The organism is Halomonas profundus, assembly GCF_020865425.1.
Lineage (GTDB): Bacteria > Pseudomonadota > Gammaproteobacteria > Pseudomonadales > Halomonadaceae > Vreelandella > Vreelandella titanicae.
On sequence record NZ_CP086344.1, the window covers coordinates 2,009,009 to 2,023,149 of the forward strand.

General features: G+C 56.2%; 16 protein-coding genes. 15 read left to right on the forward strand and 1 reads right to left on the reverse strand.

What is annotated here, in order from left to right:
- Window positions 1–20 precede the first annotated feature (20 nt).
- Window positions 21–662 (reverse strand): Maf family protein, encoded by a 642-nt coding sequence (locus LMS44_RS08940; RefSeq protein ID WP_171051135.1) that lies wholly within the window; start codon window positions 660–662, stop codon window positions 21–23.
- Between the two features lie 202 nt (window positions 663–864).
- Here LMS44_RS08940 and LMS44_RS08945 point away from each other — a divergent pair, with 202 nt between their 5' ends.
- The 15 genes from LMS44_RS08945 to LMS44_RS09015 all read left to right on the forward strand — a co-directional run bounded on the left by LMS44_RS08945 (window position 865) and on the right by LMS44_RS09015 (window position 14,008).
- The gene (locus LMS44_RS08945; RefSeq protein WP_041158158.1) at window positions 865–1,395 is read left to right on the forward strand and encodes a YceD family protein; all 531 of its coding nucleotides are present in this window, start codon (window positions 865–867) and stop codon (window positions 1,393–1,395) included.
- A 36-nt stretch (window positions 1,396–1,431) separates the two neighbouring features.
- Window positions 1,432–1,602, forward strand: a complete 171-nt coding sequence (gene rpmF, locus LMS44_RS08950; RefSeq protein WP_007114757.1) for a 50S ribosomal protein L32 — start codon at window positions 1,432–1,434, stop codon at window positions 1,600–1,602.
- Window positions 1,603–1,645: 43 nt separating this feature from the next.
- Window positions 1,646–2,695 (forward strand): phosphate acyltransferase PlsX, encoded by a 1,050-nt coding sequence (gene plsX, locus LMS44_RS08955; protein WP_009286412.1) that lies wholly within the window; start codon window positions 1,646–1,648, stop codon window positions 2,693–2,695.
- 113 nt (window positions 2,696–2,808) lie between these two features.
- Complete coding sequence (fabD, locus tag LMS44_RS08960) at window positions 2,809–3,768, forward strand: ACP S-malonyltransferase (RefSeq protein ID WP_138800094.1); 960 nt, start codon at window positions 2,809–2,811, stop codon at window positions 3,766–3,768.
- A 58-nt stretch (window positions 3,769–3,826) separates the two neighbouring features.
- On the forward strand, window positions 3,827–4,570 hold the full coding sequence (gene fabG / locus LMS44_RS08965; RefSeq protein WP_009286414.1) for a 3-oxoacyl-ACP reductase FabG: 744 nt from the start codon (window positions 3,827–3,829) through the stop codon (window positions 4,568–4,570).
- Window positions 4,571–4,694: 124 nt separating this feature from the next.
- On the forward strand, window positions 4,695–4,928 hold the full coding sequence (gene acpP / locus LMS44_RS08970; RefSeq protein ID WP_008956801.1) for an acyl carrier protein: 234 nt from the start codon (window positions 4,695–4,697) through the stop codon (window positions 4,926–4,928).
- 192 nt (window positions 4,929–5,120) lie between these two features.
- Window positions 5,121–6,359 (forward strand): beta-ketoacyl-ACP synthase II, encoded by a 1,239-nt coding sequence (gene fabF / locus LMS44_RS08975; RefSeq protein WP_041158069.1) that lies wholly within the window; start codon window positions 5,121–5,123, stop codon window positions 6,357–6,359.
- A gap of 6 nt (window positions 6,360–6,365) precedes the next feature.
- The gene (gene pabC / locus LMS44_RS08980; protein ID WP_138800095.1) at window positions 6,366–7,178 is read left to right on the forward strand and encodes an aminodeoxychorismate lyase; all 813 of its coding nucleotides are present in this window, start codon (window positions 6,366–6,368) and stop codon (window positions 7,176–7,178) included.
- A gap of 43 nt (window positions 7,179–7,221) precedes the next feature.
- The gene (gene mltG / locus LMS44_RS08985; protein ID WP_022523872.1) at window positions 7,222–8,229 is read left to right on the forward strand and encodes an endolytic transglycosylase MltG; all 1,008 of its coding nucleotides are present in this window, start codon (window positions 7,222–7,224) and stop codon (window positions 8,227–8,229) included.
- A 48-nt stretch (window positions 8,230–8,277) separates the two neighbouring features.
- Window positions 8,278–8,931, forward strand: coding sequence for a dTMP kinase (gene tmk / locus LMS44_RS08990; protein ID WP_022523871.1), 654 nt, complete (start codon window positions 8,278–8,280; stop codon window positions 8,929–8,931).
- On the forward strand, window positions 8,922–9,908 hold the full coding sequence (locus tag LMS44_RS08995) for a DNA polymerase III subunit delta' (protein WP_022523870.1): 987 nt from the start codon (window positions 8,922–8,924) through the stop codon (window positions 9,906–9,908). The genes tmk and LMS44_RS08995 overlap by 10 nt, the downstream gene beginning before the upstream one ends.
- A 52-nt stretch (window positions 9,909–9,960) precedes the next feature.
- Window positions 9,961–10,296: a PilZ domain-containing protein gene (locus LMS44_RS09000; protein WP_022523869.1), complete on the forward strand. Its 336-nt coding sequence runs from the start codon at window positions 9,961–9,963 to the stop codon at window positions 10,294–10,296.
- Window positions 10,297–10,358: 62 nt separating this feature from the next.
- Window positions 10,359–11,189 carry a TatD family hydrolase gene (locus tag LMS44_RS09005; RefSeq protein WP_278369363.1) on the forward strand — a complete coding sequence of 277 codons (831 nt, stop codon included), beginning with the start codon at window positions 10,359–10,361 and terminating at the stop codon, window positions 11,187–11,189.
- A gap of 39 nt (window positions 11,190–11,228) precedes the next feature.
- Window positions 11,229–11,801 carry a DUF1285 domain-containing protein gene (locus LMS44_RS09010; RefSeq protein WP_041158073.1) on the forward strand — a complete coding sequence of 191 codons (573 nt, stop codon included), beginning with the start codon at window positions 11,229–11,231 and terminating at the stop codon, window positions 11,799–11,801.
- Window positions 11,798–14,008 (forward strand): ATP-dependent helicase, encoded by a 2,211-nt coding sequence (locus tag LMS44_RS09015; RefSeq protein ID WP_278369362.1) that lies wholly within the window; start codon window positions 11,798–11,800, stop codon window positions 14,006–14,008. Before LMS44_RS09010 ends, LMS44_RS09015 begins: the two co-directional genes overlap by 4 nt.
- Window positions 14,009–14,141 lie beyond the last annotated feature (133 nt).

Consider the following 14,141-nt stretch of genomic DNA (forward strand, 5'->3'; position numbering starts at 1 on the left):
GCCAATTCACGTCCTGGGCCCTAGGGCGCGCCAAGCGGATCCAAGCCCGCTTGGCGCAACATGTCGCAGAGCGCGATCAGCGGTAGCCCAATCAGCGCGTTGGGGTCACGGCCTTCCAGTCTTTCAAACAGCGCAATGCCAAGGCCTTCCATACGAAAGCTGCCAGCGCTATCTAGGGGCTGCTCTTTGGCCACATAGTTTTCGATCTCCTGCGTGCTAAGAGTGCGAAACACGACCTCGAAGGGCTCGACATGGACTTGATGGCGCTGGTGGCGAGTATCCAGTAGCGCTAAACCGGTCAGGAAGGTGACGCGCTGGCCAGAAAAGCGGGCAAGGTTAGCGCAGGCCTTTTCTGTGGTATGTGGTTTGCCAAGAATATCGCCTTCAAATACCGCAACCTGGTCGGAGCCTATAATGCAGTGGTGGGGGAAGTGAGCCGACACGGCGTTGGCTTTGCTAAGTGCTAGGCGATGTACCAGTGCGTGTGGTGTTTCGCCATTATGCGGCGTTTCATCAATATCCGGTGAATGGCACCGGTAGGGGAGTTGTAGGCGATCCAGCAGCTCACGCCGCCAGCGTGAGCTTGAGGCAAGCACTAGCTCTGTATTTTCTGTACTTAAGGACTGCGCAGTTGATGACTGAGTGCTTGATGGCTCGGTCATGGCGGGTGAGGTCACAGTATAACTCCTGGCTAATGTGGTTGCGCTAGTGGGACGGCAAAGCAGTAGAGTGTAGCGAAAGCTGCGAATTGTGCCCATGTCGGCTGTTTATTGAGGCCTATGTTGGTTATTTATTGAGGAAGCGATGAAGAAATACACCGACAGCTTTGACACCAGCAGGGGGAGTGCCTATCATTGCGCGCCTATGTTGACCTCACAACTCCCCAGTCGGGTGGAGCCTTATAAGCTCGCAGCCCGCCACGAACGAATCGAAGGCTTGGTAGCGCTGGATAAGCTGCCACGTCTTGCCGAAGAAGCGGGTGACCAAACCGGCGACTGTCATGTCGTGCTTGAGTTTGGTGTCGATGCTCAAGGCCGTCGTGAAATTCGTGGCCACTTGCAAGCGACGTTGGCGCTTGCCTGCCGACGCTGCCTAGTGCCGCTGCCTCAAGAGGTGAGTAGTGACTTTCTGCTTGGAATGGTCACTGATGAAGCCTTGGCGGCCGAGTTGCCTGCTAGTCATGAACCGGTGCTGGTGGAAAAGGAACAGCTGGATCTTCTGACGGTAGTTGAGGATGAATTGATTCTCAGCCTGCCCCAGGTGGTCTATCACGATGAAGCCGAATGTCATGTCTCGGCGGAGCAGCTGGTCAGCAAAACAGAAGGCGCGGCGTCAGATACAGCGCCAGCGACGAACCCTTTCGCGGTGCTGAATGTCTTGAAAGGCAAAAAATAAGCACCCTTTACCTTAAATACCTTGGAGTAAACCCCCATGGCAGTTCAACAGAACCGTAAAACTCGTTCCAAGCGCGGCATGCGTCGCAGCCACGATGCGCTGACCGCTCCGACGCTGTCTCAGGACAAAGAAACCGGTACGACTCACCTGCGTCACCACGTTTCTCCAGACGGTTTCTACCGTGGTCGTAAAGTGGTTGAGGTATAAGCCTCAATTGCATTACTAAGCGGCTAAACGGACTCAGTGCGGTATGCGCTTAGCGATTGATGTGATGGGGGGTGACCAAGGCCCTCATGCGATTATCGCAGGCTCCGCAAGAGCGGTGTTAGAACACCCCGGTCTTGAGCTGGTTCTGTTTGGCCCGCGTCAGCAGATTATTGCTGAGCTTTCGCGCTTGCCGCAGCCTCTGGCTGCGGCAACGTCACGTTTGGTGGCGCGTGATTCGCCCGATAGCGTAATGCCGGGGTCAACAGCGGCCTGGGCGTTGCGCAGAGGCGAGGCAACGAGCATGGCGCACATGCTGCAGTGTGTCGCCCAGGGTGAAGCTGTGGCTGGTGTCAGCGCAGGCAATACGGCAGCGCTTGTTGCCTTGGCAAGGCGCGAACTGGGGATGGTCGAGGGGATTTCCCGTCCGGCAATCAGTACCGCGATCCCAGCCCGCCAAGGGCGCCGCTGCTATTTGCTGGACTTAGGCGCCAACGTGGATTCCCCTGCCCATCGACTGGTCGATTTTGCACTGATGGGGGCGGCGATGGCGCAGTGTATCGATGGCACTGCGGTGCCGCGCGTGGCGCTACTCAACGTTGGCGCTGAAGCCACCAAGGGGAGTGTGAGCGTACGTGAGGCTGATCGTCTGCTGCGCGAGTATGCCAGTGGTAGTGCTTTCGACTATCAAGGCTATGCTGAGGGTGGCGACCTGTTTAAAGGCCAGCTTGATGTGGTGGTGTGTGATGGCTTTGTGGGCAACGCTGTCCTCAAGGCGAGCGAAGGTTTGACGAGTATGTTGGTTGAACGCGTGCAGATGGCGTTTGAGTCGCGCCTAAGTGGTCGTTTGGCAAGCCTACTGGCCAAGCCTGTGTTAAAGCGCTTAAAGCAAGAGCTTGATCCCGTGCGCTACAACGGGGCCAGTTTATTGGGGTTGCGCGGTATCGTAGTGAAAAGTCACGGCAGTACTCATGCCGATGGGTTTTACTACGCTATTCATCGCGCCCTGCAGGAAGTAGAACATAACTTACCTGCGCGGATCGCAGGCCGCTGGCAAGCGCCATCAAGTGAAAACGATGGCACAGGCCAGCCATGATCAGATAATAACGATTTAACTTTTTTGCGGGTTTATAGGTGGCATCAGGATGTGCCAATAACCTCGCCTATCGCTCATATGAGCAAATGCCTACAAGAGCAAAGGTGAACGACATGTCTCAACCCCTTGCCCTCATTTTTCCCGGGCAAGGCTCTCAGCAGCTTGGAATGCTGCGAGAGCTTGCCGAGCGCTATAGTGTGGTGGGAACGACATTTGAGGAAGCGTCGGATGCTTTGGGCTACGATTTGTGGAAAGTCGTCCAAGAAGGTCCCGAAGAGTCGCTTAATGCAACCGCTTGCACCCAGCCTGCGCTGCTTTCTGCCAGCGTCGCCATTTGGCGTGTGTGGCAAGAGCTGGAAGGGCCGCGGCCGACAGTGATGGCGGGCCATAGCCTAGGCGAATACAGCGCTATGGTGTGCGCAGGCGTCATGAGCTTTGCCGAAGGCGTCAACTTGGTACGTCTGCGCGGAGAAGCCATGCAGGCGGCAGTGCCTGCTGGCGAAGGCGGCATGGCGGCGATCCTGGGCTTGGCAGACGATGCGGTTGAAGCCGCCTGTGAAAAGGCTGCCCAGGGCGACGTTGTTTCAGCGGTCAACTACAATTCCCCAGGGCAAGTGGTGATAGCGGGCTCTAAAGTAGCCGTTGAGCGAGCTATTATTGCTTGCCAGGAGGCCGGTGCCAGGCGTGCCATGGCATTGCCGGTTTCCGTGCCTTCGCACTGTGCATTGATGCGCCCTGCGGCCGAGCGCCTGGCAGAGGCGATACAAACTATCGAGCTGCGGGCGCCGCGCTACAGTGTCATCCAAAACGTCGATGCCCAGGCCCATGCCGATACCGCGACATTGAGCACGCGGCTAGTCGAGCAGCTTTATCAGCCGGTGCGTTGGAGCGCCTGTGTTGAAGCCATGGCGGATCAAGGCGTGGAGGTGTTCATTGAGTGCGGGCCAGGAAAGGTGTTGACTGGCCTCAATAAGCGTATCGTGAAGGGTAGCAAGGGATTGGCGGTGAATGATCCTGACAGTCTGGAAGCCGCGCTTGAGCTGGCGCGTGAAACCTTGGCTGATAAGGCGTGACCAAGAGAGATTGCAATCCACTATCCTTGCTTGATTACACGGTTAGAGGCAGAACGTTATGACACAAGAGAGTAGAGTTGCCCTGGTAACAGGGGCGAGTCGTGGTATTGGTCAGGCCATTGCTCGCGAGCTAGGTCGCCAGGGCCGTATCGTCATTGGCACCGCGACCAGTGAGTCTGGCGCTGAAAAAATTGATGCCGATTTGAAAGAGCACGGCATTGAAGGGGCAGGTCTATGTCTTAACGTGACCGACCAGGCCAGTATCGATAGCGTATTGAAAACGATTACTGAGCGCTTTGGTGCGCCGACTATTTTGGTCAACAACGCGGGTATCACGCGTGATAATCTGCTGATGCGCATGAAAGAAGATGAGTGGGATTCCGTCATGGATACCAATCTGAAATCTGTCTATCGTGTTAGCAAGGCGTGTTTACGGGGTATGACCAAGGCGCGGTTTGGGCGTATTGTGTCGATTAGTTCTGTAGTGGCAACCATGGGCAACCTGGGCCAAACTAACTATGCTGCAGCTAAGGCCGGTATGGAAGGTTTTAGCCGCGCGCTAGCGCGTGAGGTCTCCTCTCGTGCGATTACGGTTAACGCAGTGGCACCGGGCTTTATTGCGACTGATATGACCGAAGCGCTACCTGAAGCACAGCACGAAATGCTGCTTAAGCAAATTCCGCTGGCCCGTTTAGGGGCGCCGGAAGAGATCGCCGCAGCAGTGGGTTTTTTGACCAGTGATGCAGCCGGTTACATCACTGGCGAGACGCTTCACGTGAATGGCGGCATGAATATGCGTTGATGGCCTTGGGCTTGGCGGTTGCGTCTACCCAAGGGCGTCTATAAACTACCCCGCAGCTTTTGGCTTGCGGTTTCCAAATAGCTGGTTATCAAAAACGGCTAATGTGAACGACTGGAGTACGTTAATGAGTACTATTGAAGAGCGCGTTAAGAAAGTTGTAGCAGAGCGCCTGAACGTTAAAGAAGAAGACATCCAAAACAGCTCTTCTTTTACAGAAGACTTGGGTGCTGATTCGCTCGACACCGTTGAGCTGGTCATGGCTTTGGAAGAGGAATTCGATACTGAAATTCCCGATGAAGAAGCTGAGAAGATCACCACGGTTCAAGAAGCCATCGATTACGTGAACGCCCACCAGTAAGGGCTGCGTCGATGCATCGAACCAGGGTGGGGTGCTAGCCACCCGCCTTAAAAGCCGTCCTTTTCCAGGACGGCTTTTTTGCTTTGCTGCCACAATGCTTATAACGTTCAATCTCCGTTATACTGTTGACCAAATTTAAGCAGCAAATGACCCAAGTGGGTCGCGTCACCATGGATGCCTGGAGGAAAGCTGATGGCACGGAAAAGGGTAGTGGTAACTGGGTTAGGCCTGGTGACCCCAGTGGGTAATAGCGTTGATGAGTCGTGGGCCAACATTGTGGCCGGTAAAAGCGGTATTACGCCTATTGAGCATTTCGACACCAGCGGTTTTAACACTCGTTTTGGTGGATCGATCAAAAACTTTGATATTAGCCCGTATCTGAATCCTAAAGATGCCCGCAAGATGGATCTGTTTATTCAGTACGGAATGGCGGCGGGCGCCCAAGCGGTAGAAGATTCGGGGATTGAGTGCAGCGAAGAGAATGCCGATCGCATCGGTGTGGCTATCGGCTCAGGCATTGGTGGCCTACCCATGATTGAGCATAACCACAACGCACTCAACAAAGGTGGCGCTCGCAAGATATCGCCATTCTTCGTGCCGGGCTCTATCATCAATATGATTTCGGGCAATATGGCGATTCAGCACGGCTTCAGAGGCCCGAACATTGCCATTACGACTGCCTGCACCACCGGTACTCATAATATTGGTTATAGCGCACGCACCATCGCCTATGGCGATGCGGACGTGATGATCTGTGGTGGGGCTGAAATGGCCACCACGCCGCTGGGCCTGGGTGGTTTTTCTGCGGCTCGCGCGCTCTCTACGCGTAATGACGATCCACAAGCGGCAAGCCGCCCTTGGGATACCGACCGTGATGGTTTCGTGTTATCCGATGGTGCCGGTGTGCTGGTGCTTGAGGAGTATGAGCACGCCAAGGCGCGGGGTGCCAATATCTACGCCGAGCTGGTGGGCTTTGGTATGAGCGATGATGCTTATCACATGACTTCACCGCCGGAAGATGGACGTGGTGCAGCGCTCTCCATGCGCAATGCGATTAAAGATGCCCAGGTTGACGTTTCTTCGGTTCACTACATCAACGCCCATGGTACCTCCACTGCGGCAGGCGATCTGGCCGAAAGTCGTGCCATTGAGAACGTCTTGGGTGGCGCTGCAAGCAGCGTGGCAGTGAGCTCCACCAAATCGATGATTGGCCACCTGTTGGGCGCCGCCGGTGCGGTAGAGGCGGTGTTTAGTATTCTGGCTATTCGTGATCAGGTCGCGCCGCCCACGATTAATCTGGATAACCCGCAGGAAGGCTGCAATCTGGACTATGTGCCGCATACTGCGAGGGATATGCGCATTGATATGGCGCTTTCAAATTCCTTCGGTTTTGGTGGTACCAACGGCTCGCTGCTATTTAAGAAGGTGTAGTTAGCGATGCTGACGCCTACGTTATGTGATGATCAATCTGTACCGTTTGATGATCGTGGGCTGGCGTATGGTGATGGTCTGTTTGAAACGGTGCTATTGCGTACGGGAAAGCCGGTGCTATGGCGCTATCACAGGGAGCGTCTGGCACAAGGCTGTCATCGCCTGGGGCTACCGTTACCTTGCCAGGAGGCCCTTGACGCCACTTGGCAAGGCGATCCCACTGCTGAGTTCGAAGTGCTTAAGCTGATACTGACCCGAGGCAGCGGCGGGCGTGGCTATGCCCAGCCCGATCAGATCACGCCGCGGCTGCTCAGTCGTCGAACGCCGTTTCAACCGTCGGTTAAGCGCTGGCAGGAAGGCGTGACAGTGCGGCTTTGCGATTTGCGGCTGGCCCGTCAGCCTCGGTTGGCGGGTATCAAGCACCTCAATCGACTGGAAAACGTACTGGCCCGCCAAGAGTGGGGCGATGCCACTATTGCCGAAGGATTGCTCGCCGACAGTGAAGGCCTTGTGGTAGAAGCCACCAGTATGAATGTTTTTTGGCAACAGGCGGGGGAAGTGTTAACGCCTCTGCTTGACCAGTGCGGCGTGGCTGGCACGTTGCGTGCTGCATTGCTTGACCAAGGTGCCGCCGCTCAGGCGTCGCTGACGCTTCATCAACTTGTTGATGTCGAGCGGCTATGGGTGGCCAACTCTGTTCAGGGTGTATGGCCTGTTACCACCTTGCTTGCCGCGGATGGTTCACTGCTGCAACGCTGGCCTCTGAGTCAGCCTGACCCGTTCCAGCGTTTGGCACATCAGCTATTGGGCGTTGTTTAAACGCCAGTGTTTAGATATCGCTCTGCAATTTTTTAGAGGTGTCATGGTGAAACGGTTATTAACCGCTTTATTGGTGTTAGTAGTGGTTGGGGCTGCAAGTGCAGCAGGCGGTTATTTCTATTGGCAGAGCCGATTAGAGGCACCGCTAGCGCTCGATGAGCCAATGCTTTACCAAGTGCCCTCTGGTGCGGGCTTTAATCAGGTCGTGGCGCAATTGGAAGAGCAGGGCGTGCTGGAGGATGCTTGGGCGTTTCGCTTGCTAGCGCGGGTCGAGCCGGAACGCGTGCCGCAACTGCGTACCGGCGAGTATCAGCTATTGCCGAATATGAGCGGTCTGGAAATGATGGCACTGCTGGGTAGCAATAAGGTGGTTACCTACTCGCTGACCATTCCTGAGGGGTGGTCTTTTCGGCAGATGCGCGAATTACTCAATGCGGCGCCGAAACTCGACCACCGCACGGCGGAGTTGAGCGATGCAGAGGTGATGACGTTACTCGATCGAGAAGGCACCTTTCCCGAGGGCTGGTTCTTTCCCGATACCTATCGCTATCATCTGGGTATGAGCGATGTCGATATCCTGCGCCAGTCATTGGAGCGGATGGAGCGCATTTTGGAAGAGGTGTGGGAGGAGCGCGCGGACGACCTAACCATTGACTCCCCCTACGAAGCGCTGATTATGGCCTCCTTGATCGAGCGGGAAACCGGTGCGCCCGAGGAGCGGCGCGAAATTGCCGGTGTGTTCAAGCGCCGCATGGAGCAGGGCATGCGCCTGCAAACCGACCCGACGATTATTTACGGTATGGGGGAGCGTTATGAAGGGCGAATTACCCGCGCCGATATTCGCGAGGCCACGCCCTATAACACTTACGTCATTGACGGCATACCGCCCACGCCGATTGCCATGCCTGGGCGTGCCTCCTTGGAGGCAGCGGTGAATCCACTGCCTGGCGAAACGCTCTATTTCGTTTCCCGTGGCGATGGCACGCACCATTTCTCGCGTACGCTGCGGGAGCATAACAATGCCGTTAATCGCTATATCCGCAATCGCTAATCGCCATGACACATCACCCATGATTGATGACCACTGTAAGGGAGCATGATGAGTAAGCGTGGACGCTTCATTACGCTGGAAGGCGGCGAAGGTGTGGGTAAATCCACCAATGTGGGCTTTGTGGCCGAGTGTTTGGAGGCCCAGGGGTTGGAAGTGGTGCGTACCCGCGAGCCGGGCGGCACCGTTCGTGGTGAAGCTATTCGCGCACTGTTACTGGATCCTGTCCCCCAAGAGCCGCTACATGTCGACGCTGAGCTGCTGCTAATGTTCGCCGCGCGAGCGCAGCACTTGGCGGAAAAAATACTCCCCGCCTTGGCAAGAGGGGCGTGGGTAGTGTGTGATCGCTTTACCGATGCCACCTTTGCCTATCAGGGCGGGGGGCGGGGCATTCCCAAGGAGCGTATCGCCGTGCTGGAGAATTTTGTTCAGCAGGGGCTTTCGCCCGATTTAACCCTACTGCTCGATATGCCCAAAGAGGCTGCAAGACAACGCTTAGAGTCGCGCCTGCGTGATCGCCATGAGCAGCTTGATCGTTTTGAACAGGAGCAGGCTGACTTTTTCCAGGCTGTGCGGGATGGCTATTTGGCACGAGCGGAAGAAGCGCCCGAGCGCTTTGCGGTGATCGATGCACAATACACACTGGATAAGGTACAAAGCCAAATCCGACAAGTCCTATTAACAAAGGTCGCGGCATGGCGTTAACCGGCGTAATGCCGTGGCACCAAGCCACCTGGCAGCATTTGACCCGCTTGGCTGATGGTGGACGGATGCCCCACGCGTTGTTAATTCACGGCGCCCACGGCGTGGGTAAGCAGCAGTTAGCGGAGGCGTTAATTGCCCGAACGCTATGCGCCTCGCCCGCTGATCAAGCCTGTGGCCATTGCCATAGCTGCTCGATGCTGGAATCGGGCTATCACCCGGATCTGCTGCGGGTTTCACCAGAAGAGGGAAAGCGCCAAATCCGCATTGACCCTATCCGCGAGGTTAATCGCTTTGTGTCGCAAACGGCTCAGCAGGGCGGTTATCGAGTGATTGTGGTTTCCCCCGCCGAGGCAATGAACGTTGCCGCCGCCAATGCGCTGCTCAAAAGCCTTGAAGAGCCCGGTGACAAAACCCTGTTTATTCTGCTTTCCGACGTGCCGTCGCGGATGCTGGCGACGATCCGTTCGCGCTGTCAGCAGTGGTCACTACCCAGCGTTGCCTTTGAGGCGTGTCGTGGTTGGTTGATTGAGCAATTGGGCAGCACTGACGAAGCCTACTTCTGGTGGCAGGTAGCGGGTGGGCTACCACTGCTCGCCGTGGAGCTGGCAGCGCCCGAAGAGCGCGCTTTACGCCATCAAATTCACGACAGTTTCGAACAGCTGGTGCGTGGGGCCGAGCCCGTTTCAGAGGCGGCCCGTCTGGATCGCCAGGCGATTGATGCCATCTTGTGGTACGGTATCGCCTGGCTGGAAGACCTGATTCGTCTAGGTTTGTCTGGGGAGGCGGCGGTGTTGCATAACCCTGATTTAGAACCGCTCTACCGCCAGGCGGTGAAAAATGGTCGTGTTCAGGATTGGTTTCGCCTGCTTGATTATGCCCGCGAGCAGCGACGGTTGTTGGCGGTGGGGGCAAACCCCAATCCTCAGCTAGTGCTTGAAGCATGGCTGGTGCGCTGGGCGGCGCTGCTGCGTTCATAGTGGTGTTTATTCAATCCCCCACGGCTGTTCAAAACAGTGCAGCGAGGTCGTCATGGCAGCTCAGAAAGCGCTCTCTCTTACCGTTCCGGATGTTCCGACACTGCTTTCCGCGTATATGCCTTTTCTGGATCGCGGGGGGATTTTTGTACCTACTCAAACCCCTTACGCACTTGGCCAGCAAGTGTTTTTGCTGCTTACGCTGCCGGGTGAAAGCGAGCGCCTTTCAATTACCGGCCAGGTGGTGTGGGTATCTCCAGAGGGGGTGAGTGGCCGCCGTATGCCAGGCATTGGCCTTCACTTCAGCCAGCAGGACTATCCCGTGCGTGACCGCATTGAGGCGCTGCTTGCCGGTCAATTAGATAAAGCAGCTCCATCGTTCACGCTCTGAATGCCATTTTTCTGATCCAGTCGTTATGGCCTATCTGTTTTGACCTATTTGTTGAGAACCGTATGTTTGTTGATTCACACTGTCACTTAGATCGTTTATCCGACCAGACCCATGGGGGCAATATTGCCGCCACTTTGGCCGCCGCCCGCGCTGCCCATGTCAGCCAATTTCTTGCTGTAGCGGTTACCCTAGAAGACATGCCGCAGCTTGCGGCCATTTCACGCGAACATCACGATGTGGCGATTTCCGCTGGTTTGCACCCCCTGCACCACAGTGAGAATGAACCCAGCGTTGCCGATATAAAAGACACCGCTGAGCAGTATTGTGCGGTGGCGATCGGCGAAACTGGCCTGGATTACCACTATCGCGACAGCGTACCTATCGAGATTCAGCACGAGCGCTTTAAGCGTCACTTAATCGCCGCGCGTGAGTTAGAACTGCCGGTGATTATTCATACCCGCGAAGCCAAAGAGGAAACCTTGGCCTTGCTACGTGAATATAGCGACCCGCGAGTGGGCGGTGTATTACACTGTTTTACTGAAGACTTGGCGATGGCCCGTGAAGCGGTGCGGCTGGGTTTTTATATCTCGCTGTCGGGCATTATTACTTTTCGAAACGCCGCTCCGCTGCGTGAACTTGCCCGTCAACTGCCGCTGGATCGCCTGCTGATTGAGACCGATAGCCCTTATCTAGCACCCGTTCCTCATCGCGGCAAGCCCAATGAGCCCGCGTGGGTGGTGCAAGTAGCTGAGTGCATCGCCAAGGAGCGAGGTATCAGTGTCGATGAAGTGGCCATGCAGACGACCGCTAACTTTTATCAGCTTTTTCGTGCCGCCGCTCCCGATGCCCCGGAACACGTTAAAGAGGCGTTGGCCCACTCAGGGCTTCTATAGCCTGAAGTGCCTTGAATACGCTCAAGCGAGGTGGGTGAGATGAATATTGATCGATTGCTGCAGCAAGGTAATGGAGATGAAGGGCGCACTGGCGCTATTCCTCCACTCAATGAGTGGCAGCCTGTGCTCTCTGGCGATATGAACATCATCATTCACGCCGATGGTCGCTGGTCGCACGAAGGTCAGCCGTTTGCCCGACCCAAGGTGGCACGCCTATTGGCAACGCTGCTGCGCCTGGATGACGAGGGTTACTGCCTGGTTACGCCGGTAGAGCGCTGGCGAATAAAGGTCGAAGACCTGCCATTGGTGGCGGTAGAGGCTGACTTCCGTGACGGTGCCTGGTGGTTTACCACCCAGTTTGACGACGTTGTTCGCTTAGATGCCGAGCATCCGCTCACCGTCACCTCAACCCCCCAAGGTGAGGCGGTGCCACAGCTGCCAGTGCGTTTTGGGCTAGCTGCCCGCTTGCACCGCAATGTCTATTACCAGTTGGTTGAGGCGGCTGAAAGCCGTGATGTGGCCGGTGGCAAGAGTGAACTGGGGCTAACGAGTGCCGGTCAGTGGTTTGCGCTGGGTCAGGTGGATGATGAATTACTTGGCGAGGCGCCGTGAAGTTAACTGCTGAACAGCAAGCTGTTGTTAATCATCAGGCCGGGCATGCGCGCGTGGCAGCGGTGGCCGGGGCAGGCAAAACCACCACCATGGCCGCTCGGGTGCTGCATCTATTGGCCGGCGGTGTACCGCCAAAACGTATTTTAGTGCTGATGTTTAACCGCTCAGCAAAGGATGATTTTCAGCGTCGTTTAGCCGCAATGGCACCTGCCGGGCAGGCATTGCCCGATGTCCGCACCTTCCACTCCCTGGGGCACCGCTTGACTCAAAGCTTATGCCGCTGGGGGGCGCTAGCGCCGCGCCAGCTATTATCCGCCGATTGGCAATTAGAGAGGCTGCTTCGTCAGGCAAGTATTAATGTACTGCGTGATGCCGTTGAGCGCCGAGATGCTGCTCTGGAAGGGGATCGGCTAGAAACCTTAGCCCACTTTTGCGGCTTGGTTAAAGCAGAAATGATTACCCCAGAGGCGCTCTATGAGCGGCTGAATTTTGATCCAGACACCGACTATTTCCCAGCGGCGTTTGCCGAAGCAGAGAGGCTATTGGAAGCGGAAGGCGTGATGACTTATGCCGATCTGCTTTATCGTCCGCTGTTGGCGCTAGAAGCAGATAGTGCTTTACGTGGTCGCGTCGAAGGGTTCCTCGACCATGTCATTATTGATGAGTATCAGGATATTAACGCCGCACAGCAGCGACTTTTATCTGTGTTGGTGGGCACTCGTGCCGAGGTAATGGCAGTTGGCGATGCCAACCAGTGTATTTACGAGTGGCGCGGTGCCAAGCCCGACACCATGCTGGAAAATTTCGCCGCCACCTTTGGCGAAGCGACCGATTACCCACTATCAACCACCTTCCGGCACGGTCATGCGTTGGCGCTGGCTGCTAACCATGCCATTGCCGCTAACCAGCGGCGTCCTAATCAGCTATGCCTTGCAGCGGCTAATAACCCGGAGACCCGCGTCTCAGTCGGGCAGGGGAGCCGTTTGCTACTTGATGCGTTGATGGACTGGCAGGCCCAGGGACGAGCGTTTAACGAAGCTAGTTTGCTGGTACGCAGTTGGGCGCTTTCGGTGCCGTTTCAACTGGCGCTGCTACAAGCAGGGATTCCATTTCGGCTTCAGCGCGAGGATCGTTTTGTGTTTCGTCTGCCGCTGGTGCAGGCCTTGGCGGGCTATTTAAAGCTGTCGCGTCGTCCAGATCTTCTTCGCGACCCGCAGCAACTGTTACTGCTGCTTTCACAGCCGCCCCCCTTCGTTGCCCGTGAGCGGCTTCAGCGTTTGGCGCACCAACTGGCGACTACTCAGCAGTGGCCCGAGCGGCATGACGCCATGTTAACGGCGTTAAAGCCGATCCAGAGGCGCACGCTGAAAAAGCGCTGGCTGCTGCTTTGTGAGCTACCACAGCTGAGTGCATGGCCACCCGCTAAGTTGCTACGCCATGTGGTGGAAAGCATTGATGCTGAAAAAACGCTTAAGCGTGCGGCAGCGCGGCGGGATAAAGGCGAAGAGGATGTACGCTTACTCGACGTGCTGATCGAACAAGCGCAAAGCGTGCAAGACCCGGATGCCTTTATCGAACTTCTTGAGCGCCCGGTAGAAAATCAGGCGGGTGGTGTGCTGATTAGCACTGTGCACGGGGCCAAAGGGCTGGAGTGGCCACTGGTCGCGGTAGCCGGTGTTAACGAAGAAGACTTTCCTCACTATAGCCGCGATAACCCGCTCAGCGATGAGCGGCTTGAGGAGGAGCGGCGGCTCTTCTACGTGGCAATTACCCGCGCCCAGGAGCAGCTATTAGTGCTTCATGATGGGGGCGTGCACCGGCCGAGTCGCTTTATTGCCGAAAGCGCCTGGCAGGATAGCATGCGGGTTGCCTCCTGCTTGGCCAGTACCAGTGCGCCCGCGGCGACCCTGCAAGTGACATCGGTGGGCCTGGTTGAACGCTATCTGGCGCGGTTAGGGCGAGACGACATTGCGCTTGCGCCGGCACAGGTTGATGAGTCCAAAGCGGGTTATTCAGCAGAGGCAAATTTCTACCCTGGTCAACGGCTTCATCACGCGGTATTTGGCGTAGGCGAAGTGGCGGCGGTGGAGGGAAGCGCCAGCGACCCGGTCATTGATGTGCGTTTTGATCAGGCAGGGCGAAGGCGGCTCATTGCCCGCCGCGCACCCATTGAGCTACTCGAAAATGGCTCAACGCTTGCTGGGTAAGTCATTGATTTTCTAACAGTACACACTCTTTCACATTTGAACTCAAATTAAGCTTTAGAGCTGTTTGACTTAGCATCGCCCTGCCGATTTAATACCCACACTTCTACCGAGTTAATACTCAGCAGCTCATAGT